This is a genomic window from Streptomyces sp. NPDC088157 (genome assembly GCF_044741545.1).
In the GTDB taxonomy this organism is placed as follows: domain Bacteria; phylum Actinomycetota; class Actinomycetes; order Streptomycetales; family Streptomycetaceae; genus Streptomyces.
Genome location: NZ_JBIUSU010000001.1, coordinates 666,191 through 690,154, shown reverse-complemented (window position 1 = coordinate 690,154; position 23,964 = coordinate 666,191). Strand labels below are relative to the sequence as shown.

Genomic DNA, 23,964 nt, shown 5'->3' with positions numbered 1-23,964 from the left:
CGGCCGGGGACTTCCGGGGGCCGCTCGCATCGGGTGACGGCGAGCGGCTCCGCCCGGTCGAGGTCCCGCTCAGTCGAGGTAGCCCCTGAGCTGGTCCGCGAAGGCGTGGTCGCGGAGTTTGTTGAGGGTCTTGGACTCGATCTGCCGGATCCGTTCGCGGGTCACGCCGAAGATGCGGCCGATCTCCTCCAGCGTGCGCGGGCGGCCGTCCGCCAGCCCGTAGCGCAGCTGGACGACCTTCCGCTCGCGTTCGCCGAGGGTGGAGAGCACGGCCTCCAGGTGCTCGCGCAGCAGCAGGAAGGCCGCCGACTCGACGGGGCTGGCCGCGTCGCCGTCCTCGATGAGGTCGCCGAGGGCGACATCGTCCTCCTCGCCCACCGGGGCGTGCAGGGAGACCGGCTCCTGGGCCAGCCGCAGGACCTCACCGACGCGCTCCGGCAGGAGGTCCAGCTGGGCGGCGACCTCTTCCGCGGTCGGCTCGTAGCCGCGCTCCTGGAGCATCCGGCGCTGGACGCGGACGACCCGGTTGATGAGCTCGACGACATGGACCGGGACGCGGATGGTGCGGGCCTGGTCGGCCAGCGCGCGGGACATGGCCTGGCGGATCCACCAGGTGGCGTACGTGGAGAACTTGTAGCCGCGGGCGTAGTCGAACTTCTCGACCGCCCGGATCAGGCCGAGGTTGCCCTCCTGGACGAGGTCGAGCATGGTGAGCCCGCGCCCGACGTACCGCTTGGCGACGGAGACCACGAGCCGCAGGTTGGCCTCGATGAGGCGGCGTTTGGCCATGCGGCCCAGGACGACCAACCGGTCGAGGTCGAGGGCCAGTTGGCTGTCCAGGTCGGTGGCGCCGCTCAGCTTCTCCTCGGCGAACAGGCCCGCCTCCACGCGGCGGGCCAGGTCGACCTCCTCGGCCGCGGTGAGCAGCGGGATGCGGCCGATCTCCCGCAGGTACTGCCGGAACAGGTCCGAGGAGGGGCTGCCGCTGTCGCTGGCGCGGGGGCGGGCACGGGGCGGCGGGACGAGCTCGGGAGCGTCCTCGGGGGCGTCTTCAGGGGTGTCCACCAGAGCCTCGGCAGGCGGCTCGATCTCCTGCTCGGTCTGCGTTCGCGCGTGCGCTTCGCCGTCTGTTTCCGCGTCTGCTTCCGTCTGGGTCTCCGGGTGGGTCTCCGGGTGGTGCGCGGGACGGTTCTGCGGTGGGACGGCGGCCAGGACGTCGGTCTCGGCGTCCGGTTCCGTGCCGTCGGCCGTACTGGTACCGGTGGTACCGGCCCTACTCTCGGCAGTGCTGACGGACTGGGTCAGGGTCTGGGTCTGCACGGGGGCGACCTCCAGGATGATCGCTGCTGAGGTGAGCAGCAGCGGTACTTCGGGGCGGAGTCGGCGGCCACGCCGCGTCCCTCCGGGATCGGCCGCGCTCCGAGGACTCAGGCACCGCACCCCAGTGTGGAGTACGACACACAGCCGCCACGAGGGGCGTGCGGCGACTTTTTGCGTCCGGTCCGTGACCGCGTGGTCACCCCGTCGCGGGCGGCGGCTCAGAGAGCGGACGGGCCCTCGTGCTGCAACGCCCTGTCGTACCTGGTCAGGATCATCATCTCGTTCTGGACGGCGGCCGACTGGGCCGGGTCCGTGTGGCCGAGACGGGTCAGCGTGCTCTGGAGATCGGTGAGCCTGCGGGCCACGGCCCTGCGACGGACCGTCACCAACTGCTCGCCCGCGTAGTTCTCGTCGACCGTGCGGCGCATGATCGCCTCGACCGCGAGCTCCGTCACCATGGCGCGGACCGCGTCGTCGGGCGCGGCCTCCCGGACCCGGACGAGGTACTCCTGTCCGTCCTTGACGCCGTACTCGGCGCCGCCCGCGTCCTGGATCGCCTGGCGTACGGCGGCGTAGGGGGCGGCGGTGAACTCGTCGATCCCGTACGCGTCGAAGGCCGGGGAGACCAGCTCGGGGCGTTGCAGGGCGAGCTTCAGCAGCTCGCGTTCGGTCGCGTAGACGGCGTTGCGGAGGTTGAGGGCGGGGCCGCCGGCGGTGGGCCGGGCGGCGGACTCGTACGGCTGGGGGCCACGGGCCGGGGCCGGGCCCTTGCCGCCGCGGTCGCGGGCCCAACGGGCCAGCTGGGCAACCCTTTTGACGACGAACTGGGTGTCCAGGATGCCGAGCATGCCGGCCAGCTGGACGGCGACCTCGTGCTGGGCGCCGCTGTTCTTGATCCGGGCGACGATGGGCGCGGCCTCGTCGAGGGCGGCGGCGCGGCCCGCCGGGGTGTCGAGGTCGTAGCGCACCACGATCTGGCGGAGCGCGAACTCGAAGAGCGGCGTGCGGGGTTCGACCAGGTCGGCGACCGCCTCGTCGCCCTTCGCGAGGCGCAGGTCGCAGGGGTCCATGTTGTCCGGCGCGATGGCGATGTACGTCTCGGCCGCGAACTTCTGGTCGTCCTCGAAGGCGCGCAGGGCCGCCTTCTGGCCGGCCGCGTCACCGTCGAAGGTGAAGATGACGCGGGCGCTGCCGTTGTCCATGAGGAGCCGGCGGAGGATCTTGATGTGGTCGCCGCCGAAGGCCGTGCCGCAGGTCGCGATGGCGGTGGTGACACCTGCCAGGTGGCAGGCCATGACGTCGGTGTACCCCTCGACGACGACGGCCCGGCTGGTCTTCGCGATGTGCTGCTTGGCCAGGTCGATGCCGTAGAGGACCTGGGACTTCTTGTAGATCGCCGTGTCGGGCGTGTTGAGGTACTTGGGCCCGTTGTCCGCGTCGTAGAGCTTGCGCGCGCCGAAGCCGACGACCTCGCCGCCGATGTCGCGGATGGGCCACATCAGACGGCCCCGGAAGCGGTCGATGGGGCCTCGGCGGCCCTCCTGGGCGAGGCCGGAGAGGAACAGTTCCTTGTCGGTGAAGCCCTTGCCGCGCAGGAAACGGGTGAGGTGGTCCCAGCCCTGGGGGCTGTAACCGACGCCGAAGTGGACGGCGGCGGACTGGTCGAAACCACGCTCGGCGAGGAAGATCCGGCCGGTCTCGGCCTCCGGCCCGGTGGCGAGCTGTTCCGCGTACCACTCGGCGGCGATCTTGTGCGCCTCGACGAGACGGATCCGTTCGCCGCGCTGGTGGGCGGGGTTGTAGCCGCCCTCCTCGTAGCGCAGGGTGATGCCGGCCTGGGCGGCGAGCCGCTCGACCACCTCGGAGAAGGTGAGGTGGTCGACCTTCATCACGAACGAGATGGTGTCGCCGCCCTCCTGGCAGCCGAAGCAGTGGAAGAGTCCCTTGCTCGGGCTGACCTGGAAGGACGGCGACTTCTCGTCGTGGAACGGGCAGAGGCCCTTGAGGTTGCCGCCGCCCGCGTTGCGCAGCTGGAGGTACTCGGACACCACGGCGTCGATCGGGACCGCGTCCCGTACCGCCTTCACGTCCTCGTCGTTGATCCGTCCTGCCACGAGGTGATTCTACGGGGGCGGACCGACACTCGAGAGGCGCGCTACGGCGCGAGGCTCTCCAGGGGAACGTGCGGATCGGCCAGCGCGTCCGTGTTCACCGGGGTTCGGGCGCGGATCAGCTTCTGGATCGGCTCTGTGACGTCCCACACGTTCACGTTCATCCCGGCGAGGAGGCGGCCCTCGTTCAGCCAGAACGCGATGAACTCCCGCTTGCCGGCGTCGCCCCGGATCACCACCTCGTCGTACGTCCCCGGCGGGGCCCAGCCGCTGTACTCCATGCCCAGGTCGTACTGGTCGGAGAAGAAGTAGGGCACGCGGTCGTAGGTGACGTCCCTGCCGAGCATCGCGCGGGCGGCCGCCGGGCCGCCGTTCAGGGCGTTGGCCCAGTGCTCGACGCGCAGCCGGGTGTCGAAGAGACCGTGCGGGAAGGACGCGACGTCGCCGACCGCGTGGATGTCGGGGTCGGAGGTGCACAGCCGGGTGTCGACCGCGACGCCTCCGCCGTGCACGCGTTCGGCGAGGGTGAGGCCCGCCGCCTCCGCGAGGCTCGTGCGGGGGGCCGCGCCGATCGCCGCGAGGACGTCGTGCGCCGGGTGTTCCTCGCCGTCGGCGGTGCGGACGGCGAGGACCATGCCGTCCTGGCCGATGATCTCGGTGAGCCGGGCGCCGAAGTGGAAGCGGACGCCGTGCTCGCGGTGCAGGTCGGCGAAGACGCTCCCCAGCTCCGGGCCGAGGACGCCGTGCAGCGGGGTCGGCTCCGGCTCGATGACGGTGACCTCGGCGCCGTACTCGCGGGCCGCCGCCGCGATCTCCAGGCCGATCCAGCCGGCGCCGGCGATCACCAGGTGGCCGTTGTCCCGGCCGAGGGAGGCCAGCACTCCCTTGAGGCGCTCGGCGTGCGCGAGCCGGCGCAGGTGGTGCACGCCGGCGAGGTCGGTGCCGGGGATGTCCAGGCGGCGCGGCTCCGCGCCGGTGGCGAGGAGCAGCTTGTCGTAGTGGACGAGCGTGCCGTCGTCGCCGAAGCGGACCGTCTTGGCGGTGCGGTCGATCGCGTCGACGGTCTGGCCCAGGTGCAGTTCGATGTCGTTCTGCGCGTACCAGGCCGGCTCGTGCACGAAGACGCTCTCCCGTGTCTCCTTGCCGAGCAGGAAGCCCTTGGAGAGCGGCGGTCGCTCGTAGGGGTGGTCGCGTTCGTCGCAGATCAGTATCACCCGGCCGGTGAAGCCCTCCGCCCTCAGCGTCTCGGCCGCCTTGGCGCCGGCCAGACCTCCTCCGACGATGACGAATGTCTGATCCGCGTCGACCACGTGATGCCTCCTACCGGGGTCTGGGGGGAGGTCCCCCAGAGGACACTGTGCGTGCCGCCACATGCGAGCGTCCCGCACACAGCGTGATGGGGGAAGGGGGACGTGCCCGATGAGGGCACGCTGGGTCACCTTCGGGCCCCGTTCGGGCGCACCGGGCCCGCACTTGTCAGGGTCTCGTGTGCCCCGTCAGGCGACTGTGAAGCGAGCGGGCCGACGCGTCGGTGAGAGAGGCGATCTGGTCGACGACGACCCGCTTGCGGGCGCGGTCGTCGGACGCCTGCTCGAACAGGGCGCGGAACTGGGGGTCCAGGCCGTCGGGGGCGCGCGTGGTGAGCGCCTCGGCCAGCTCGGTGATGACGACACGCTGGTCCGCGCGCAGGCGTTCCTGTTCGGCGCGCTGCATGACGTACCGGTCGGCGACCGCCTTGAGGACGGCGCACTCCAGGCGCGCCTCGTCGGGTACGACGAGTTCCGCGTCGTAACGGGTGAGGCGGCCGATGCCGTACCGCGTGCGGGTGGCGCCCTCGGCGGCCAGGCAGAAGCGGCCGATGAGCTGGCTGGTGGCGTCCTTCAGGCGGGCCTGGGCGGCCGCCGTGCCGTCGTAGCCGTGCGGCCACCAGTCCTGGTCCTGGAGGCGGTCCAGGGCGGCGGCGAGTTCGGCCGGATCGGTGCCGGCGGGGACGTAGCGGCCGACGGCGACCCGGAAGATCTCCTGGCGCTCCGGTTCGGCGCGCAGGCAGTTGGGGTCGATGTGCCCCGCGTGCAGGCCGTCCTCGACGTCGTGCACCGAGTACGCCACGTCGTCGGCCCAGTCCATGACCTGCGCCTCGAAGCACGTGCGCGTGCCGGGGGCCGTTTCACGGACCCAGTCGAACACGGGCCGGTCGTCCTCGTAGACGCCGAACTTGGAGGAGGCCGGGTCGACGGGGTGGGCGCCTCGGGGCCAGGGGTACTTGGTGGCGGCGTCGAGGGTGGCACGGGTGAGGTTGAGGCCCACGGAGCCCTCGGCGGTGAAGCGCTTGGGTTCGATGCGGGTGAGGAGTCGCAGCGACTGGGCGTTGCCCTCGAAGCCGCCGCAGTCCCGCGCGAACTCGTTCAGCGCCTGTTCGCCGTTGTGCCCGAACGGGGGGTGCCCGAGGTCGTGGGAGAGACAGGACGCCTCGACCAGATCGGGATCGCAGCCGAGGGCGGCGCCGAGTTCGCGTCCCACCTGGGCGCACTCCAGGGAGTGGGTGAGGCGGGTGCGCGGCGTGGCGTCCCAGGCGTCCGTGCGGGTGCCCGGCGTCACCACCTGCGTCTTGCCGGAGAGCCTTCTCAGCGCCGAGGAGTGCAGGACGCGGGCGCGGTCCCGTTGGAAGGCGGTGCGGCCCGGGCGTTTGTCGGGTTCGGGCGCCCAGCGGGCGACTGACGTCGGGTCATAGGCGATGTCGGGGTGTGCGGTGCCTTCCATGTCTCGACAGTAAGCGGCAGCGGTGACAATCGGTCGCCACGAGGCGCCCGCCGAGCCGCCGCGTTCCGATCACCGGCGGGTGCGGGGCGGGTCCGCGGCCGACCGGAGCCGCGCCACTTCGCCGGGGTGGCGCCGCGTGCCGGGCACCGGCGGGTGCGGGGCGGTCGGCGGGCGGGCGGGCCGCGCCACTTCGCCGGGACTGCGCCGTGCCGGACACCGGCCAGTGCGCGGCGGTCCGCGGCCGGGCGCGCCCACGCCGCTTCGCCGGGCCGCCGCTTCTCCGGGCACCGGCGGGTGCGGCCGACCGGAGCCGCGCCACTTCGCCGGGGTGGCGCCGCGTGCCGGGCACCGGCGGGTGCGGGCGGGCTGTGGGTTCTCGCGCCCGCCCGCGTGCCGTCAGGCGGCCTTACTGGAGTTGCTCATCTGCCATGCCTGGTCGTAGCGGTGCAGGAGCAGGCTCGCCATCGCCGGGTGGGTGCCCAGGGGGGCGGACGCGATCCAGGGGGCCGCCGCCGCGGACTCCGTCGCGAAGCGGCCGGGGGCCGTGAAGTAGGAGGCGACCGCCACCCGGTCGCGGCCTCGCGCGGCCAGGGCCCGCAGCGCCGTCGGGACGGTCGGGGTCGCCGTGGAGGCATACGCGGGGACCACCGGCACGCCCAGGCGCCGCGCCAGGAGGTCGGCCGTACGGCGGGTGTCGACGGCCGAGTCGGGGTCGCGGGAGCCCGCCGCCGCGAGGACGACCGCACTCGTCCGGCGTTCCGTCTCCGTCATGTCGGTGCGCCAGCCCGCCTCGACCAGGCGGGCGAACAGGGTCTCCACGAGGAACGGGTGCGGGCCGAGCGGCGCGGCCACACGCGTGTGCACCCTCGCCTTCGCGGCCATCTCCGGGATGTCCCGCTTGACGTGGTAGCCGCGGGCCAGGAGGAGGGGGACCAGGACGGCGTCCGTCGTACCGTGGGCGTCGAGGTCGGCGAGGGTGTCCGTCAACAGCGGCTCGTTGAGCTCGATATGGCCGAGGCGCACCGACAGGCCGGGCCGCTGCTCGCGGACCCGGTCCAGGAGCGTGCGGACGGTGCTCAGCGCGCGCGGGTCGCGGCTGCCGTGGGCGACGACGACCAGCGCGGGCGGGCCGGGACGCCGGCGGCCGTCGTGCTGGACGAGGCTGAGCTGGCTGGCGAGCTGGGAGCTGATCCGGTTCATGATGTGCGCCGTACTGTCGAGGTGGACTTCGGACTCGTCGTACTGCGAGGGCGACGCCGTCATGAACAGATCCTGACGGCACGAGGTTGCACCCCGGTTGCCTGACCGTCACGAGTGTTTTCCGGTCGTTCACGCCGCGCCGGGGCCCGGTGTGAGATGTGGCTCGTGGCACGTGAGCGAACCGGATCACCGTGGGCTGCGTCTTTCCGGGCCGAAGGGGCTCACGACCTGGGGGGACACCGTATGCACATCCGTCGACCGCGGCTGCCGCGCACTCGTGCCGGGCGGCGGCGGCTGGTGCAGGCCGTGATGGCCGGGTGCGTGCTGGCGCTGTCGCCGGCCACCTGGCTGTACGTGTCCACGGCCGACCGGCTCGGTACGACCGCCGACGCGCCGCGCACCGAGGTCGCCGTCGTCTTCGGCGCCGGTCTGTGGGACGGCGAGCCCTCGCCGTATCTCGCGCACCGGCTGGACGCGGCGGTGAAACTGTACCGGGAGGGCCGTATCGAGGTCGTTCTCGTGACGGGTGACAACAGCCGCGAGGACTACGACGAACCCGACGCGATGCGCACGTATCTGACCGGCCACGGGGTGCCCGCCTCGCGGATCGTGAGCGACTACGCCGGTTTCGACACCTGGGACTCCTGCGTCCGGGCCAAGAAGATCTTCGGCGTCGACAGGGCCGTGCTGATCAGCCAGGACTTCCACATCCGTCGGGCCGTCGCCCTGTGCGAGGCGGCGGGGGTCGACTCGTACGGGGTCGGCGTCGCCGCCAAACATGACGTGACCTGGTACTACGGGGGCGCCCGTGAGGTCCTCGCGGCCGGTAAGGCGGCGCTGGACGCCGTGTTCGAGCCGGCCCCCCGGTTCCTCGGGCCGAAGGAACCCGGGGTGACGAGGGCGCTGGCCGACGGCCGGTGAAGCGGCGGGCCGAGGATCGGAAGGCCGGGGTTTCGGCGGCGGGGTTGCGGGGCGTGCCCTGCCGGGTCGCCTCACCGCGGGCCCGGTCCGGCGGGGAGGGCACCACCACACCGCCGTAACAGGAGGCCGCACGGCGCGTAACACGGCCGAAGCACGCTGGAGCGTATGCCGACCACTTCGACGCCCACCCACTGCCCGTACTGCGCCCTGCAGTGCGGGATGGCCCTGTCGCCCCTGCCCACGGGAGGCGTCGAAGTGGTCGAGCGCCCGGACTTCCCGGTGAACCGGGGCGCGCTGTGCGGCAAGGGCCGTACGGCGCCGGAGGTGCTCTCCTCCCGGGTGCGGCTGACCTCTCCGTTGGTGCGCAAGGGCGACTCGCTCGTGCCGGCCACCTGGGAAGAGGCGCTGGACCGGATCGCCGGGGAGCTGACGAGGGTGCGCTCCGAGCACGGGGCCGACGCGCTCGGCGTGTTCGGCGGGGGCGGGCTGACGAACGAGAAGGCGTACACGCTCGGCAAGTTCGCGCGGGTCGTCCTCGGCACCTCGCAGATCGACTACAACGGCCGCTTCTGCATGTCGTCCGCGGCAGCCGCCGGCATCAAGGCGTTCGGACTCGACCGGGGGCTCCCCTTCCCGCTGGAGGACATCCCGAGGACGGGGTGCGTGATCCTGGTCGGCTCCAACCTCGCGGAGACCATGCCGCCCGCTCTGCGGTTCTTCAGCGAACTGCGCGAGAACGGCGGCACGTTGATCGTGATCGACCCGCGCCGCACGAAGACCGCCGAACAGGCCGACCTGCACCTCGCGCCCCGGCCGGGCACGGATCTCGCGCTCGCGCTGGGCCTGTTGCACCTGATCGTCGCCGAGGGGCGGGTCGACGAGGAGTACGTGCGGGAGCGGACCGTCGGCTGGGAGGACACACGGGCGGCCGCCATGGCGCACTGGCCGGAGTACGTGGAGCGGATCACGGGGGTGTCCGTTCCAGAACTCCGGGAGACCGTGCGGATGTTCTGCGAGCCCGAGGCCGCGATGGTGCTCACCGCGCGCGGGCCGGAGCAGCAGTCCAAGGGCACCGACACGGTCGGCGCGTGGATCAACCTGTGTCTGGCGACGGGACGGGCGGGACGGCCGCTCAGCGGCTACGGCTGTCTGACCGGGCAGGGCAACGGGCAGGGCGGGCGCGAGCACGGCCAGAAGGCCGACCAGCTGCCCGGCTACCGCAAGCTGGACGACCCGGCCGCCCGGCGGCATGTCGCCGAGGTGTGGGGCGTGGACCCGGACTCGTTGCCGGGGCCCGGGCGCAGCGCGTACGAGCTGCTGGACGCGCTGGGGTCCGACGTCCGGTCGCTGCTGCTGATGGGCTCGAACCCGGTGGTGTCGGCGCCGCGTGCCGCGCACATCGAGGAGCGCATCAGGTCCCTCGACTTCCTCGCCGTGTGCGACGTCGTCCTGTCGGAGACGGCGGCCCTCGCCGACGTCGTCCTGCCGGTCACCCAGTGGGCGGAGGAGACGGGTACGACGACCAGCCTGGAGGGACGGGTGCTGCTGCGCCGCCGGGCGATCACCGCCCCGGAGGGGGTGCGCAGCGACCTGGAGGTCCTGCACGAGCTGGCGGCGCGGCTGGGCGTCGAGAAGGGCTTCCCGACCGACCCCGAGGAGGTCTTCGAGGAGCTTCGGCGGGCCAGCGCGGGCGGCATCGCGGACTACTCCGGGATCAGTTACGGGCGACTGGCGGAGGAGGGCGGGGTGTTCTGGCCCTGCCCGGCGGAGGCCGAGGGAGCCGAGGAGCGGGCCGAGGGGCGAGACGAGGCGAGCGACGGGACGGGCGACGACGGGGGCGAACCGCGGACGTCCGGCACGCCCCGGCTCTTCCTCGACCGGTTCGCCACGGAGGACGGACGGGCGCGGTTCGTGCCGGTCTCGCACCGCCCGATCGCCGAGGAACCGGACGACGACTACCCCGTCCTGCTCACCACCGGGCGGGTCGTCGCCCAGTACCAGTCCGGCGCCCAGACCCGGCGCGTGGACGAGCTGAACGCCGCCGCGCCCGGCCCGTTCGTGGAGCTGCACCCCCGGCTGGCGGCGCGGCTCGGAGCTGCCGAGGGCGACCCGCTGGCCGTGGTGTCGCGGCGCGGACGGGCGGTGGCGCCGGCCCGGATCACCACCGGGATCCGCCCGGACACCGTCTTCATGCCGTTCCACTGGCCGGGCGAGGGCCGCGCCAACACCCTGACCAACCCGGCACTGGACCCGATCTCGCGCATGCCGGAGTTCAAGGTGTGCGCGGTGCGGGTGGAGATCGCGGAGCCGTAGGAGTCCGGGTCGAGGCGAGGCGAGTGCGGGACGAGTGCGGGGCACGGCGGGACGGGTCGAGGGCGGGGAGTCGAGAGCGGGCCGAGCAGGCCCGCACGACCCGTCGCGTCCCGACCGGACACGACCCGTCGCGACCCGAGCGGACACGACCCGTCCCGACCGGACACGACCCGTCGCGACCCGAGCGGACACGAGCTGTCCCGACCGGACACGAGCTGTCCCGACCGGACCGGACCCCTCGCGACCCGACGGGACCGGACCCCTCGCGACCCGACAGGCCGGGCTCTAGCGGGCGTCCGGTAGTCGCAGTGCCAGGCCGTCCAGGACGACCTCCAGGCCGTAGGTGAACTTGTCCTCGCGGAGCGCGACCGGGTCCGTCGACTCGGCGGCGCTCGCGGCGTAGTCGTCGGCGAGGTGGGCGTAGGGGGCGGCGGCCTGCTGGGCGGCGGGCATGAGGCGGGCGATGAACTCGACCTCGGTCTCGCCGGAGCGGGCGACCGTGGTGAGCCAGGCCGCCTCGGTCGTGCTCACACCGATGACGTAACTCAGTACGGGCTCGATGGCACGGCCCGGCTCGCTGAAGCCCGCGGCCGTGAACAGGGCGGCGAGCCGCTCGGCGAAGGCCATGAGGTTGGGGCCGAGGTAGGCGAGGCCGGCCTGGCCGAGGACCGACGACAGCCAGGGGTGCCGGAGCGCCGTCGCGCGGAAGGAGCCGGCGGCCTCGGCGACGGCGGCCCGCCAGTCGGCGCCGTCGGCGGACGGGACGTGGATCTCGGCGGCGACCTCGTCGACGGCCAGCTCCATCAGCTCGTCCTTGGTGGCGACATGCCGGTACAGGCTGGTCGCGCCGGCGTTCAGCCGGGCGCCCAGCTTGCGCATGCTCAGCGCCTCGATGCCGTCGGTGTCCAGCATGGCGATCGCCTCGCGGACGATCGCGTCCCGGCTGAGCGTCGGCTGGTCCGGCTCTCGGCGCTCCCTGGCCCAGACGGACGGCACGGGGTGGGGGTTCTTCGTCCTGGCGGCCACGGGCCCTCCGATTCCTCGGTGCGTAAGCGTCTGACACCTGGGTGCGTACATCGTGCGCCTTCAGCGTACAGAGTTCGAGGCTTGCGCACACTGTTCCGAGCTGCGTACAGTGTGCGCATCGAACGGAACGCCGTACGCATCACCCGGAACAGTGTGCGCAGTAACGAACGCTGTGCGCAGGACGAAAGGACGCCTCCGATGGAAGCCCCGACGGAACGCCTCAAGGAAACCGCGAGGGACAGCCGCGATCCCCGTCGCTGGTGGATCCTCGTCGTGCTGTGCCTCAGCACGGTCGTCCTGACGATCGACAGCATGGCGCTGACCGTCGCGATCCCCTCGATGACCGAGGACATCGGCGCCAGTGCCCAGGACACCCAGTGGATCCTGGACTCCTACATCCTGGTCTTCGCCGGCCTCCTGCTGACCTCCGGCAGCCTCGGCGACCGCTTCGGCCGCCGGAAGGTGATGCTGATCGGTCTGCTGCTCTTCGGGGCGGCCTCACTGGCCGCGACGATCTGCACGAACCCCGGCGAGGTGATCGCCGTACGCACCGCGATGGGCGTCGGCGGGGCGCTGATCATGCCCTCCACCCTCTCGATCCTCATCACCGTCTTCGACGACGAGGAACGCGGCAGGGCGATGGCGGCCTGGGGTTCGGTGTCGATGCTGGGGCTGGTCGGCAGCCCGGTCCTGGGCGGCGTCCTGATCGACCACTTCTCCTGGCACTCGATCTTCCTCATCAACGTCCCGGTCGTCGCACTCGCCGTGGTCGCCGCCGTGGTGCTGATGCCGGAGTCCAGGGCTCCCTGGCAGAAGCCCGACCCGCTGGGCGCCGTGCTCTCCGCCGTCGGTATGACCGCCCTCGTCTGGTGGATCATCGAACTCCCGCAGCACGGGGCGTTCGGCGGCCGCTCCACGCTCTCGCTGGCGGTCGCCGTGGTCGGCCTGGCCGGCTTCGTGATCTGGGAGAACGTCACGTCCGCCCCGATGGTCCCACTGGTCCTCTTCAAGCACCGCAACTTCAGCGGTGGTTCGCTGTCGCTGGCGCTGGTCCAGATCGGCAACGGCGGACTGCTGCTGGTCCTCACCCAGTACCTCCAGTTCGTCCTCGGCTACTCGCCCGTCAAGGCGGGCCTCGCCTTCCTGCCCCTCGCCGTCGCCGCGCTGCTCGGCAACGGCATGGGCGTGAAGCTGGCGGAGAAGATCGGCAACCGGTTCGTGATCCTGTCCGGGATGCTCGTGATGACCGCCTGCTTCGCCCTGCTGACGACGGTCGACGCCGACTCGGGCTTCACCGTCCCGGCGATCGCCCTCGGACTGCTCGGCCTCGGCGCGGGCCTGGCGATGCCGGCCGCCGTCGGCGCGCTGATGAGCACGATCCCCGAGGACAAGGCGGGCGTCGGCTCGGCCCTGAACGACACCATCCAGCAGGCCGGCACCGCCCTCGGCATCGCGATCCTCGGCTCCCTGCTGACCAGCGGCTTCGCTGCCGAGATGCCGTCCGACGCCCCCGAGGCGGCCCGGCAGTCGATCGGCGGGGCGCTGGCGGTCGCCGGCCAGGACGCGAGCCTGGTCCGGGCGGCCAGGGAGGCCTTCACCGCCTCGATGACGACGACCTTCACCGTCAGCGCGGTCGGTGTCCTGGCGGCGGCGATCCTGGCGACCCTGGTGATGCGGGACCGCAAGCCGGAGCAGTCGGCGACCGAGACCCGGGCGGAGGAACCTGAGCCCGTCGCCTGAGCCGGTCGTCCGAACCGTCCGGCTGGACCGCTCAGTTGAACTGGTCGGCCGAACCGGTCGCCCGAGCGGCACGGCTTCCGTCGTGGAAAGGCCGGCACCCTGCGGGGTGCCGGCCTTCCGCGTGTTCAGCTGCGTGCTCAGCGGTAGTTCAACGGTGCGTTCAGCGGCAGGCGGAGTAGCCGGGCCGGCTGTCAGCCGGCGGTCGTCCAGCCCGGGACCATGGGCAGGACCTCCTGCGCCACGCGCAGCAGCGCCGTGTCGTCCGGTCGCATGTCGTCCTGGCGCCAGATGGAGAGTTCGTAGGAGCCGCCGCCGTCCTTGGTGTCCGGGGCGACGACAAGGGTGCGGGCGATGCCGCCGGGGCCGGTGTCGGCCTTGCCGCTCCCACCGAGGTTGAAGTTGATGGCGATCGTCCGGCTCGAGTAGAGCACCGCCGGGTGGCCCAGGATCGTCTTGGACTCCGCCTCGTTCAGCAGGTCCTCCATCCCCGCGATCGGGAGCTCGTCGTAGGACCGCGAGAGCTGCACGGTGTAGGTGTCCAGCTGGACGGTCCCCTCGGGGGTGTGGATCTCGGCGGCGCCCACCGTCTCGACCGAGCCGTCACTGCCGTAGGCCGTCAGCGCGTGCTCCAGCGGAGTGCCCAGAAGCGTCGGCAGGTCCGCACGGTTCAGCGCCGTGCACAACTGCGTCCCGGAGACGCGCCGCGCCGCCTTGGCCTCCTTGTCGGCCTTCGCGTCCTCGTCGCCGACGGAGCAGGACGCCGGCTTGTCGGCCGCCTTGGCGTCGTTCTTCTGGAGCACGAAGAGCCCGCCCCCCAGCGCCCCGACCACCACCAGCGCCGCGATGGCTTGAGCCCATGCGTTCGGGCCCTTCTCGGGCGCGGTAACTTCCTCGGTCATGTCCCCCATTACCCCCGGTACCCCCTGCTCGCGCCGGATGCGCGCTGGGGGAGCGTAACGGGTGATCCAACCATGGGGAAGCGGAAATCCTTCACCGATCGGTCACATCCAGCACCCGCGACGATCAGCGCCGTGAGCGCCCCGGCCGGACGAGTTGGACAGCGGCGAGCGGACAGCGGCGAGCAGCCGATCGAGACGGTCCCCGACGCCGATCTCGATATCGCTTCGCGAACGGCCCCCGCTTCCGCGAGGGCCGTTCTGCTTCGAATGCCCGAGAACACGCAAGGGCGGTGAATTCCCGGGCCGGCGCCCACGGTCGACCGGTCAGTCGATCCGCGGCGAACCGGTCAGGTTCCAGGTCGAGTTGCCCTCACCGTCACGGTCTATGTCGTAGACGACCTTGCCGTCGGCGCTCCACGTGGCGGTCCGGTTGTGCGTGACGAACTTGGAGCAGCGGTCGCTGGACCGCGGGAAGCTGTTGACGTCGTAGCGGATGTCGCAGGTGCGGCTGCCCTTGATGTCGTCCGAGCCCGAGACGTACTGCTCGACCCGTACCTGGACGTCGAACTGGTCGAACTTCCGGTTGCCGTCGACGCTGCTGGTGCCGCCGTTGAACCAGCTGACGTCGGCGGTGGCCTCGTAGCCGTCCGCGACCCTCTGGATACACAACTCGATCTCGACGTACGTGTCGTCCCCGGGCGTGGGGAAGGTCTTGTCCTGGTAGCTGCACGCGAAGTCGTCGGCGTACGCGGGCGCGACCGTCAGCGTGGTCAGCCCTCCGAGAGCGAGCAGGAACGCGGCCGTGGTCGCGGCCGAACGCCGGATGGAGAATGTCATCCGAATGCCTTTCCGTGGTACCCCCGTGCGAACCACTGGGGCTCACTTGCATGATCCGCAGGAAGGGATCTTCCAAGGCGGCCGGAATGGCAAAGCGTGACTGATGTGTTATCAAAAAATGAAGGGGAAGTTCCGCTTCAATGGTATGGGCTTTCCGTGACTACGTGACTACGTGACAGGGCGGCCGCCCCGGTTCGGAGGCCGGGGCGGCCGCGTCGCGGGTCGGGGGGCTGGTCAGTTCACGTTGACCGCGGCCCAGGCCGCCGCTACCGCGTTGTACTCCGTGGTGCCCGTGCCGTAGAGGTCTCGGGCCGCGTTCAGGGTGGCCGTCCTCGCCGCCGCGTAGTTCGTCGAGGACGTCATGTAGACGGTCAGGGCGCGGTACCAGATGGCGCCGAGCTTGTCGCGGCCGATGCCGGTGACCGTCGAGCCGTTGTACGTCGGGGAGTTGTAGGTGACGCCGTTGACGGTCTTCGTGCCGCTGCCCTCCGCGAGGAGGTAGGCGAAGTGGTTGGCGACCCCGGACGAGTAGTGGACGTCGAGGTTGCCGACCGAACTGCTCCAGTAGTCGGCGGAGTTGCCGTCCTTGCTCGGCTTGTCCATGTAGCGCAGGGCGTCGCGGCCGAAGCCGGAACGGACGATCTTCTCGCCGATGAGGTAGTCCCCGGTGTCGGAGGCGTTCCCCGCGTGGAACTCGACCAGGCTGCCGAAGATGTCGGACGTCGCCTCGTTCAGGCCGCCGGACTCGCCCGAGTAGGTGAGCGCGGCCGTCTTCGAGGTCACGCCGTGGGACATCTCGTGGCCGGCCACGTCCAGGGCGACCAGCGGGCCGAGCTGGGTGCCGTCACCGTCGCCGTAGGTCATGCAGAAGCAACTGTCGTCCCAGAAGGCGTTGTTGTAGCTGTTGCCGTAGTGGACGCGGTTGTAGGAGCCCTTGCCGTCGTTGCCGATGCCGTTGCGGCCGTGCACGTTCTTGTAGTAGTCCCAGGTCGCGTTGGTGCCGTACTGGGCGTCGACGGCGGCCGTCGAACGGTCCGTCGTGGCGCCGGTGCCCCAGTGGTTGTCGGCGTCCGTGAACAGGGTCGCCGGGGCGCGGCTGATGCAGATGCCGAAGATGCACAGGTCGGTCTTGTTGGCCGCGTCGCCGGTGTACGTGTTCCCGCGCGTCGGGTCCTTGAGCTGGTACGCCGATCCCGAGAGGGTCGTCTCCAGCGGGACCGTGCCGCCGTACAGGGACTTGCCGTCACCCGTGGCGGTCTCGATGGTGTCCCAGGCGTCGATCTGGGCGCCGGTGCGGGCGTCGGTCAGCACCGCGCGGGCGACCGGGTTGCCGAGCGAGTCCAGGGCCACGACGTCGGTCCGCCAGGCCAGCTTCGGGGCGCCGTGCAGCGCGTCGACGACCAGCTGCGGCTTCGCCTTCACCTGCTTCAGCGTCTCGCCGAGGTTGGCCGCGCGCAGCGCGTTCACGGCGACGTCGGCGGCCTTGGGAGCCGGCACCTTCGGGCTGATGCTCGCGAGTGAGATCGCCGATCGCGTCGCCCGGTTCGCGCTGCGGTAGGCGCCGTCCGCGGCCAGGTGGACCACGAAGTCGCCGCCCAGGACGGGCAGTTGCCGGTACGTACGGTCGTAGCGGACGTGCTGGGCGCCGTCCTTGTCGACGACCACGTCACGGACGGAGGTGCCCTGTACGGAGGTGAGGCCCAGGGTCGTCGCGTGGTCGGCGAGGGCCGCCGCCGCGTTGTCGAGCGCGGTCGCCCGGGTCGGCCTGTCGGCCGCGTCGGCCACCGGGGAGAGCACGGCGGCCAGGAGGGTGGCCGTGGTGGCGGCGATGCCGGCGGTGGCGAGACGGGAACCTCGGACGTGCTGCCGTATCCGACTCATCAGTGTCTTCGGTCTCCTCGAAAAGGCGCCGTGGGGGCGCGTGTGGGGGTGGCCTGTGGGTGGCCTGTGGAGGTGGCGCTGATGTCGTCCTGGCATTTAAGAGGGCATGACATGTCATGTCCATAGCGCATACGCGATGGACCGGTGAGGGGGCGGTGAGGGGAGAGAATCGTTTCCGTGAGCGCTCCGGGACTCCCCTTCTTCGTCTACGGCACCCTCCGGCCCGGCGAGGTCAACCACGACCTCTTCCTGCGCGGCCGCACCGTCCGCGAGGAGCCTGCGCTACTGGCGGGGGCGGTGCTGTATCAGGGGCCCGGCTATCCCTACGCGGTGGAGGAACGGGGCGGGCGGGTGACCGGCTCTCTCGTCACGCCCCTCCCCCAGGCGTACGGGGAACTGCTCGCCGCGCTCGACCGGCTGGAGGAGTACGCGCCGGGCGACCCGCGCAACCTGTACGAGCGGGTCACGCGCGAGGTACAGATCGACGTCGAGACGGGGCTGGGGACGGGGGCGGGGACGGGGATGGGGATGGGGGTGACGGTGGAGGCTCGCGGGGGCGGCTCGGCTTCCCTCCCCGTACGCGCCTGGGTCTACGTCGCCGCACCCGCCGTCGCCGCCCGGCTACGGGCCCGGGGGAAGCTGATCGAGAGCGGGGACTGGCTCGCACGACGGTGAGGTGACCTCACTCCGCCCCGGCGGCGGCCCTCACTGCCCCTTGGGCGGCAGCCGTCGCCCCGCCCGGTGGCAGCCGTCGCCCCCTTCGGCAGTGGCGGTCACCCGTTCACCCGCCCCGTGGGCGGTTTTCCGTGCCGTGCTGTCCGCGCTGCGGTGACCTGCTGAAACGCGGGTGCAGGTACGTATCCCGGCCGCGCATCTGACACCCATTCATCCCATTCCTGACGCACCCTCAGGAAGCGCGCTCGCGCCGCTGCGACTTACCTCGGAAGGGCAGGGAGACTCGAAGAGCTCGAAGGAGCACCGATGCGACGCATCGCCCGTCGTACCGCACGTCGTAGCGCACGCCGTAGCGCACGTCTGCTGACCGGTACCGCGCTCGCCGTCGTCGCGACGGCCGGGTTCGCCGGGCCCGCCCACGGCTTCGGTGCCGGCACCCGTGCCGGAAGCCTGGAGGTGTACCCCTCCACCGCCGTGCCGGGCGGGCAGATCTCGGTGAACACGGCGGCATGCGGGGACGGCGCAGCGGCGACGGGCGACGCCGGAGCCGTGGGCGCCGGTCGCTTCCCGCTCGCACCCGGCGGCGCGCAGGAGGGCGAGGCGGTCGGGCGGTTCCGGGTGCCGCCGAGCGCGCAGCCGGGGACGTACGAGATCGTCGCGGAGTGCGCCGCGGGCGGGCGGCGCGTCAGCGGGGACCTGGTGGTCGTGCTGGCCACGGACCAACAGCCGGTGCGTCCACGAGGAAGTGTGAAGACGGGGGTCGGCGGCGCACTGGGCCCCGACCCCGTACAGACCGCGGCCGGTGTGGCGGCTCTCGCCGTCGCCGCCGCGGGCGGTACCTGGCTCCTGCATCGCCGGGCGAGAGGCGACGGGATCTGACGGACACCCTCCGCTGTCCGTCCGCCGGTACCGCATGTCCCCTCCCCCTCCGGGTCCGACGCCCCTCGCGGCCCGGAGGGGGAACGGGGTTCACCGACCAGGAAGACCACGGAAAGCGTGCATGGAGAAGGGTCCCGGGATGCGCAGGGTCGGTAACACCGCCATAGCGGCCGTCACCGTGGTCGCTCTCGGCTGCGGCGCGTGGCTGCTGCACAGCGGCGCCGAGACGCACGCCCCGCCGCAGCCGTCGGCGGCCCAGGCCCACTCGGGCGGCCCGCACGTACGGACCAGGTCCGCCCCGGCACTGCCGCCCTCGCCGCCCGACCGCGTCCGTATCCCCGCGATCCACGTGGACGCCCCCCTGACGGGCCTCGCCCTCACCCCGTCCGGCAGCCTCGACGTCCCGCCCGCCGAGAAGAAGAACCTGGCCGGCTGGTACGAGGCCGGCACCACTCCCGGCGACACCGGCACCGCCGTCGTCGCCGGTCACGTCGACAACGCCGACGGGCCGGCCGTCTTCTACGACCTGGGCGCGCTGCGCAAGGGCAGCGCCATCGAGGTGGACCGGCGCGACGGGAGCGTCGCCGTCTTCACCGTGGACGCCGTCGAGGTGTACCAGGCACGCGACTTCCCCGACGAGAAGGTGTACGGGGCGGCGGGCAGACCGGAGCTGCGGGTGATCACCTGCGGCGGGAGCTACACGAAGTCGACCGGCTATCAGGGGAACGTCGTCGTGTTCGCCCACCTCACGTCCTCGCACCTCTGACCGGGCGGGCACCGGCGGCTCCTCCCCCGGCCCCCGGCGGCCCGCCCCTGCGCCGATCCGTCGTTTCCGAACCGCTCCGTCTCCGACCCGCTCGTCTCCGACCCGCCAGGGCGCGGGGCACGTGGCGGGGGCCGGGGCGGCGCGGGACGGAACCCTCACACCTGCGCCCCGGCCCCGCTGAGGGCAGCGTTCCTCGCGGGAAACAACGGTGATGCTGCCGGGTAACCTCGGCATCGCACGCTCCTGGACATGACCTCGAATTCGCGTGTGGTGGTGATCGGCGCCGGCCTCGCGGGCGTACGACTCGCCCGCCGGCTCGGCGAGCTGGGCACGCCCGCGCTGCTGATCGGCGAGGAGGAGCACCGGCCCTACAACCGGGTCCTGCTCGCCGAGGTGCTGGCCGGCCGGTACGCCCCCGAGGTGATCGCGCTGCCCGCACCCGCCGGACTGGTCCGGGCCCGGGTCACCGGCATCGACCGCGACCGGCGGACCGTGGCCTGCGCGGACGGCTCGGAGATCGCATACGAGACCCTGGTCCTGGCCACCGGCTCCAACCCGGTGCTGCCTCCCCTGCGCGGTCTCTTCACGCCCGACCACGTCCTGCCGGAGGGCGTCCACGCCTTCCGCACCATGGACGACTGCCTCGGCCTGTCGAAGGCGGTACGGCCGGGCGCACGGGCGGTCGTCATCGGCGGCGGGCTCCTCGGGGTCTCCGCGGCCCGCGCGCTCGCGATGCGCGGCGCGCAGGTCGTCCTGGCACAGCAGGCCGAGCGCCTCATGGAACGCCAGCTCGACCCGAACGCGTCCAAGCTGGTGCTCCGGCACCTGAAGGACCTCGGCGTAGAGGTCCACACCGAGTGCCGGGTCCGCGACGTGCGCTGCGTCGGCGGCGCCGTCCGCTCGGTGGAGATGGCCGACGGCTACACCCTCGGCGCCGACCTGGTGGTGCTGGCCTGCGGGGTCTCCCCGCGCGCCGGTCTCGCCAAGAGCGCGGGGATCGCCGTGCACAAGGGAATCCTGGTCGACGACGAACTCCGCACGTCCGACCCGCACGTCCGGGCGATCGGCGACTGCGCCCAGCACGACGGGAACGTGTACGGGCTGGCCGCGCCGGCGCTGGAACAGGCGGACGTCCTCGCCGAGTCGCTCTGCGGTGACGCGGACTCCCGGTACCGCGGCACCCGTGCCCTCACCCGGCTCACCCTCGCCGGGAACAGCGCCTTCGACCTCGCCGCGTTCGGCGAGACGGAGCCGCTCCCCGGTGACGACGTCATACAGCTCGCCGACGCCACCCGGGGCACCTATCGCAAGGTCGTCGTCCGCGACGACCGCCTGGTCGGCGGGGTCCTCGTCGGCGAACTCGGCACCGTCGGCGCGCTCGCGCGCGCCTGGGAGGGAGCAGAGCCGCTCCCCTCCGACGGCGGCCCCCTGCTCCACCTGCTCACCAACGATGGAGGCTCCTGATGACCACGACCGCAATTGTCGGGGACCGGCCCAGCCCCACGATCGTGCTCGTCGGCCACGGCATGGTCGGCCAGCGCTTCCTGGAGGCGCTCGCCGAGCGCGGCATGACCGCCACGCACCGTGTGGTCGTGCTGTGCGAGGAGCCGCGTCCCGCCTACGACCGCGTGCAGCTGACCTCGTACTTCTCGGGCAAGACGCCCGAGGACCTGTCCATGACGGACATGGCGTTCATCGCCGAGCACGGCATCGAGCTGTACGTCGGCGACCCCGCGGAGACGATCGACCGCGAGGCCCGCAAGGTGACGGCCCGCTCGGGACTGGCGGTCGACTACGACATCCTCGTCCTGGCCACCGGCTCCTACCCCTTCGTCCCGCCCGTCCCGAACAAGGACGCCGAGGGCTGCTTCGTCTACCGCACGATCGAGGACCTCCTCGCGATCGAGGAGTACGCCAAGACCCGCACCACGGGTGCGGTGGTCGGCGGCGGTCTGCTCGGCCTCGAGGCGGCCGGTGCGCTGAAGGGTCTCGGACTCACCTCCCACATCGTGGAGTTCGCGCCCCGACTGATGCCGGTCCAGGTCGACGAGGGCGGTGGCGCCGCGCTGCTGCGCACGATCGAGGACATGGGCCTGTCCGTCCACACGGGCGTGGGCACGCAGGAGATCGTGGTCGACGAGTCCGGCGCGGTCACCGGCATGAAGCTCTCCGACGGCTCCGAACTCGCCACCGAGCTGGTGGTGTTCAGCGCCGGTGTCCGCCCCCGCGACCAGCTGGCCCGCGAGTGCGGTCTGACGGTCGGCGAGCGCGGCGGCATCGCCGTGGACGAGCAGTGCCGCACGGTGAACGACCCGCACGTGTTCGCGATCGGCGAGTGCGCGCTGGCCGCCGACGGCCGGGTGTACGGCCTGGTGGCCCCCGGCTACGAGCAGGCCACCACGGTCGCCGCGACCATCGCCGCCGACGAGTCCGAGCAGCTGTCCTTCACCGGCGCCGACCTCTCCACCAAGCTGAAGCTGCTCGGCGTCGACGTGGCGTCCTTCGGCGACGCGCACGGCACCTCCGAGGACTGCCTCGACGTCGTCTACTCCGACTCCCGGTCGGGCCTGTACAAGAAGCTGGTCATCGGCCGTGACGGCACGCTGCTCGGCGGCATCCTGGTCGGCGACGCCGAGGCCTACGGCACCCTGCGCGCGTTCACGGGATCCGTACCGCCCGTCGCCCCCGAGTCGCTGGTCCTGCCGGCCGGTGCCGGGGAGTCCGTGCAGCTCGGCCCGTCCGCGCTGCCGGACGAGGCGATCGTCTGCTCCTGCCACAACGTGTCGAAGGGCACGATCCGCGGCGCGGTGACGGAGCACTCCTGCACGACCGTGCCCGAGGTGAAGAAGTGCACCAAGGCCGGTACCGGCTGCGGAAGTTGCGTCAAGGTGCTCGGCCAGCTGGTCACCGCGGAGCTGGAGGCGAGCGGCGTCGAGGTCGACAAGGGCCTCTGCGGCTGCTTCTCGCAGACCCGCGAGGAGCTGTACGAGATCGTCCTCGCCCTGCGCATCAACACCTACCAGGACCTCCTCGACCGCTACGGCCGCGATGAGGCCCGGGGCGGCGACGGCTGCGAGGTCTGCAAGCCCACCGTCGGCTCGATCATCGCCTCCCTCGCCCCGACGATCGGCGCGAGCGGCTATGTCCTGGACGGCGAGCAGGCCGCCCTCCAGGACAGCAACGACCACTTCCTCGCCAACCTCCAGAAGAACGGCTCCTACTCGGTCGTCCCGCGCATCCCCGGCGGTGAGATCACCCCCGAGGGCCTGATCGTGATCGGTGAGATCGCCCGTGACTTCGGCCTCTACACGAAGATCACCGGCGGTCAGCGCATCGACATGTTCGGCGCGCGGGTCGAGCAACTCCCACTGATCTGGACCCGGCTGGTGGACGCCGGCTTCGAGTCCGGCCACGCCTACGGCAAGTCGCTGCGCACGGTGAAGTCCTGCGTCGGCCAGACCTGGTGCCGCTACGGCGTCCAGGACAGCGTGCGGATGGCGATCGACCTGGAGCTGCGCTACCGGGGGCTGCGCTCCCCGCACAAGCTCAAGTCGGCGGTGTCCGGCTGCGCCCGCGAGTGCGCAGAGGCCCAGTCGAAGGACTTCGGCATCATCGCCACCTCCAACGGCTGGAACCTCTACGTCGGCGGCAACGGCGGCGCCACCCCGCGCCACGCGGACCTGCTGGCCCAGGACCTCACGGACACCGAACTGGTCCGCCTCATCGACCGGTTCCTGATGTTCTACATCCGCACCGCCGACCGTTTGGAGCGCACCTCGACCTGGCTTGACCGGATCCCCGGCGGCCTGGACCACGTACGTGACGTGGTCGTGGAGGACTCCCTCGGCATCTGCGAGGAGCTGGAGTCCCTGATGACCGACCACGTGGCGCACTACGCCGACGAGTGGGCGACCACCATCAACGACCCGGAGAAGCTCGCCCGGTTCGTGTCCTTCGTCAACGCCCCCGACACCCCCGACCCGGTCGTCGGCTTCGTCCCGGAGCGCGACCAGATCAAGCCCGACCTGCCGTTGCTGTCCATCGGCCACCGTCCCCTGGAAGGGAGCGCCCAGCGATGACCCTGGCACTCGAGACGACCGACCTCAAGGTCCAACTGCGGCTGGAAGAGCAGTGGTTCACAGTCTGTGACCTCAGCCAGCTGATCCCCGGCCGAGGTGTGGCCGCCCTGTTGCCCGACGGCCGCCAGGTCGCCCTGTTCCGCGACCGGGCGGGTGAGTTGTACGCCGTCGACAACCGCGACCCGTTCAGCGGAGCGGCCGTCCTCTCCCGCGGCCTGACCGGCACCCACCAGGGCCGCTCGTTCGTCGCCTCCCCCCTGCTCAAGCAGCGTTTCGACCTGCTGAACGGGGAGTGCCTGGACGACGAGACGGTACGCATCGCCGCCTACGAGGTACGGACGGCCTGACGGGGGAGCCCGACGGTCGGCCCGACGGACGCCCGTCAGGCCGGCCTCTGGCGCTCGGTGCCCGGTGCCCGGTGCTCAGTGCCCGGTGCCCGGTGCTCGGTGCTCGGTGCCCGGCACTCGGGGCGCGTCGCACGGCGCCTGCGGTCCGGGCGCCCGCCCTCTGCCGTCCGCCCTCTGCCGTCTGCCGCCCGCCGTCCGCCGCCTGGCTAC

The 23,964-nt window shown here is 72.0% G+C and carries 18 protein-coding genes; 9 read left to right on the top strand and 9 right to left on the bottom strand.

Going from position 1 to position 23,964, the window contains the following annotated elements; genetic code table 11:
* Positions 1–69: 69 nt before the first annotated feature.
* The 5 genes from ACIPFH_RS02880 to ACIPFH_RS02860 all read right to left on the bottom strand — a co-directional run bounded on the left by ACIPFH_RS02880 (position 70) and on the right by ACIPFH_RS02860 (position 7,454).
* Positions 70–1,431, bottom strand: coding sequence for a sigma-70 family RNA polymerase sigma factor (locus tag ACIPFH_RS02880; RefSeq protein ID WP_401823714.1), 1,362 nt, complete (start codon positions 1,429–1,431; stop codon positions 70–72).
* Between the two features lie 107 nt (positions 1,432–1,538).
* Positions 1,539–3,434 (bottom strand): DNA primase, encoded by a 1,896-nt coding sequence (gene dnaG / locus ACIPFH_RS02875; RefSeq protein ID WP_401822402.1) that lies wholly within the window; start codon positions 3,432–3,434, stop codon positions 1,539–1,541.
* Positions 3,435–3,475: 41 nt separating this feature from the next.
* Positions 3,476–4,741 (bottom strand): NAD(P)/FAD-dependent oxidoreductase, encoded by a 1,266-nt coding sequence (locus tag ACIPFH_RS02870; protein WP_401822400.1) that lies wholly within the window; start codon positions 4,739–4,741, stop codon positions 3,476–3,478.
* A 166-nt stretch (positions 4,742–4,907) separates the two neighbouring features.
* The gene (locus ACIPFH_RS02865; protein WP_401822398.1) at positions 4,908–6,191 is read right to left on the bottom strand and encodes a deoxyguanosinetriphosphate triphosphohydrolase; all 1,284 of its coding nucleotides are present in this window, start codon (positions 6,189–6,191) and stop codon (positions 4,908–4,910) included.
* 396 nt (positions 6,192–6,587) lie between these two features.
* Positions 6,588–7,454, bottom strand: coding sequence for a sirohydrochlorin chelatase (locus tag ACIPFH_RS02860; RefSeq protein WP_401822395.1), 867 nt, complete (start codon positions 7,452–7,454; stop codon positions 6,588–6,590).
* Positions 7,455–7,634: 180 nt separating this feature from the next.
* On the opposite strand from ACIPFH_RS02860, the gene ACIPFH_RS02855 reads away from it, so the two are divergent.
* Both ACIPFH_RS02855 and ACIPFH_RS02850 read left to right on the top strand, forming a co-directional pair.
* The gene (locus ACIPFH_RS02855; protein WP_401822393.1) at positions 7,635–8,312 is read left to right on the top strand and encodes a vancomycin high temperature exclusion protein; all 678 of its coding nucleotides are present in this window, start codon (positions 7,635–7,637) and stop codon (positions 8,310–8,312) included.
* A 165-nt stretch (positions 8,313–8,477) separates the two neighbouring features.
* Positions 8,478–10,625: a molybdopterin oxidoreductase family protein gene (locus ACIPFH_RS02850; RefSeq protein ID WP_401822390.1), complete on the top strand. Its 2,148-nt coding sequence runs from the start codon at positions 8,478–8,480 to the stop codon at positions 10,623–10,625.
* 285 nt (positions 10,626–10,910) lie between these two features.
* Here the strand turns inward: ACIPFH_RS02850 and ACIPFH_RS02845 are convergent, their stop codons facing one another.
* Positions 10,911–11,651 (bottom strand): TetR/AcrR family transcriptional regulator, encoded by a 741-nt coding sequence (locus ACIPFH_RS02845; RefSeq protein WP_401822388.1) that lies wholly within the window; start codon positions 11,649–11,651, stop codon positions 10,911–10,913.
* 198 nt (positions 11,652–11,849) lie between these two features.
* Here ACIPFH_RS02845 and ACIPFH_RS02840 point away from each other — a divergent pair, with 198 nt between their 5' ends.
* The gene (locus tag ACIPFH_RS02840) at positions 11,850–13,391 is read left to right on the top strand and encodes an MFS transporter (protein ID WP_401822385.1); all 1,542 of its coding nucleotides are present in this window, start codon (positions 11,850–11,852) and stop codon (positions 13,389–13,391) included.
* Between the two features lie 191 nt (positions 13,392–13,582).
* Here the strand turns inward: ACIPFH_RS02840 and ACIPFH_RS02835 are convergent, their stop codons facing one another.
* The 3 genes from ACIPFH_RS02835 to ACIPFH_RS02825 form a co-directional block, all read right to left on the bottom strand.
* Positions 13,583–14,290, bottom strand: coding sequence for a DUF6215 domain-containing protein (locus ACIPFH_RS02835; protein WP_401822382.1), 708 nt, complete (start codon positions 14,288–14,290; stop codon positions 13,583–13,585).
* A 324-nt stretch (positions 14,291–14,614) separates the two neighbouring features.
* Positions 14,615–15,127 (bottom strand): hypothetical protein, encoded by a 513-nt coding sequence (locus tag ACIPFH_RS02830; protein WP_401822380.1) that lies wholly within the window; start codon positions 15,125–15,127, stop codon positions 14,615–14,617.
* 234 nt (positions 15,128–15,361) lie between these two features.
* Complete coding sequence (locus ACIPFH_RS02825; RefSeq protein WP_401822378.1) at positions 15,362–17,008, bottom strand: M4 family metallopeptidase; 1,647 nt, start codon at positions 17,006–17,008, stop codon at positions 15,362–15,364.
* Positions 17,009–17,185: 177 nt separating this feature from the next.
* Here ACIPFH_RS02825 and ACIPFH_RS02820 point away from each other — a divergent pair, with 177 nt between their 5' ends.
* The 6 genes from ACIPFH_RS02820 to nirD all read left to right on the top strand — a co-directional run bounded on the left by ACIPFH_RS02820 (position 17,186) and on the right by nirD (position 23,754).
* Positions 17,186–17,683: a gamma-glutamylcyclotransferase family protein gene (locus ACIPFH_RS02820; protein ID WP_401822375.1), complete on the top strand. Its 498-nt coding sequence runs from the start codon at positions 17,186–17,188 to the stop codon at positions 17,681–17,683.
* 306 nt (positions 17,684–17,989) lie between these two features.
* The gene (locus tag ACIPFH_RS02815; protein WP_401822372.1) at positions 17,990–18,562 is read left to right on the top strand and encodes a hypothetical protein; all 573 of its coding nucleotides are present in this window, start codon (positions 17,990–17,992) and stop codon (positions 18,560–18,562) included.
* Between the two features lie 139 nt (positions 18,563–18,701).
* Positions 18,702–19,328 carry a class F sortase gene (locus ACIPFH_RS02810; RefSeq protein ID WP_401823712.1) on the top strand — a complete coding sequence of 209 codons (627 nt, stop codon included), beginning with the start codon at positions 18,702–18,704 and terminating at the stop codon, positions 19,326–19,328.
* Between the two features lie 249 nt (positions 19,329–19,577).
* On the top strand, positions 19,578–20,792 hold the full coding sequence (locus tag ACIPFH_RS02805; RefSeq protein ID WP_401822369.1) for an NAD(P)/FAD-dependent oxidoreductase: 1,215 nt from the start codon (positions 19,578–19,580) through the stop codon (positions 20,790–20,792).
* Positions 20,792–23,407 carry a nitrite reductase large subunit NirB gene (gene nirB / locus ACIPFH_RS02800; protein WP_401822366.1) on the top strand — a complete coding sequence of 872 codons (2,616 nt, stop codon included), beginning with the start codon at positions 20,792–20,794 and terminating at the stop codon, positions 23,405–23,407. Before ACIPFH_RS02805 ends, nirB begins: the two co-directional genes overlap by 1 nt.
* The gene (gene nirD, locus ACIPFH_RS02795) at positions 23,404–23,754 is read left to right on the top strand and encodes a nitrite reductase small subunit NirD (protein ID WP_356252650.1); all 351 of its coding nucleotides are present in this window, start codon (positions 23,404–23,406) and stop codon (positions 23,752–23,754) included. The genes nirB and nirD overlap by 4 nt, the downstream gene beginning before the upstream one ends.
* Positions 23,755–23,964 lie beyond the last annotated feature (210 nt).

Excerpts from the sequence above, each read along its gene's own strand:
- ACIPFH_RS02805 (WP_401822369.1), top strand. The coding sequence starts at position 19,578 with ATGACCTCGAATTCGCGTGTGGTGGTGATCGGCGCCGGCCTCGCGGGC.
- ACIPFH_RS02810 (WP_401823712.1), top strand. The coding sequence starts at position 18,702 with ATGCGCAGGGTCGGTAACACCGCCATAGCGGCCGTCACCGTGGTCGCT.
- ACIPFH_RS02860 (WP_401822395.1), bottom strand. The coding sequence starts at position 7,454 with ATGACGGCGTCGCCCTCGCAGTACGACGAGTCCGAAGTCCACCTCGAC.
- nirB (WP_401822366.1), top strand. The coding sequence starts at position 20,792 with ATGACCACGACCGCAATTGTCGGGGACCGGCCCAGCCCCACGATCGTG.
- ACIPFH_RS02835 (WP_401822382.1), bottom strand. The coding sequence starts at position 14,290 with ATGACCGAGGAAGTTACCGCGCCCGAGAAGGGCCCGAACGCATGGGCT.
- ACIPFH_RS02850 (WP_401822390.1), top strand. The coding sequence starts at position 8,478 with ATGCCGACCACTTCGACGCCCACCCACTGCCCGTACTGCGCCCTGCAG.
- ACIPFH_RS02865 (WP_401822398.1), bottom strand. The coding sequence starts at position 6,191 with ATGGAAGGCACCGCACACCCCGACATCGCCTATGACCCGACGTCAGTC.
- ACIPFH_RS02815 (WP_401822372.1), top strand. The coding sequence starts at position 17,990 with ATGCGACGCATCGCCCGTCGTACCGCACGTCGTAGCGCACGCCGTAGC.
- ACIPFH_RS02830 (WP_401822380.1), bottom strand. The coding sequence starts at position 15,127 with ATGACATTCTCCATCCGGCGTTCGGCCGCGACCACGGCCGCGTTCCTG.
- ACIPFH_RS02855 (WP_401822393.1), top strand. The coding sequence starts at position 7,635 with ATGCACATCCGTCGACCGCGGCTGCCGCGCACTCGTGCCGGGCGGCGG.
- ACIPFH_RS02840 (WP_401822385.1), top strand. The coding sequence starts at position 11,850 with ATGGAAGCCCCGACGGAACGCCTCAAGGAAACCGCGAGGGACAGCCGC.
- nirD (WP_356252650.1), top strand. The coding sequence starts at position 23,404 with ATGACCCTGGCACTCGAGACGACCGACCTCAAGGTCCAACTGCGGCTG.
- ACIPFH_RS02825 (WP_401822378.1), bottom strand. The coding sequence starts at position 17,008 with ATGAGTCGGATACGGCAGCACGTCCGAGGTTCCCGTCTCGCCACCGCC.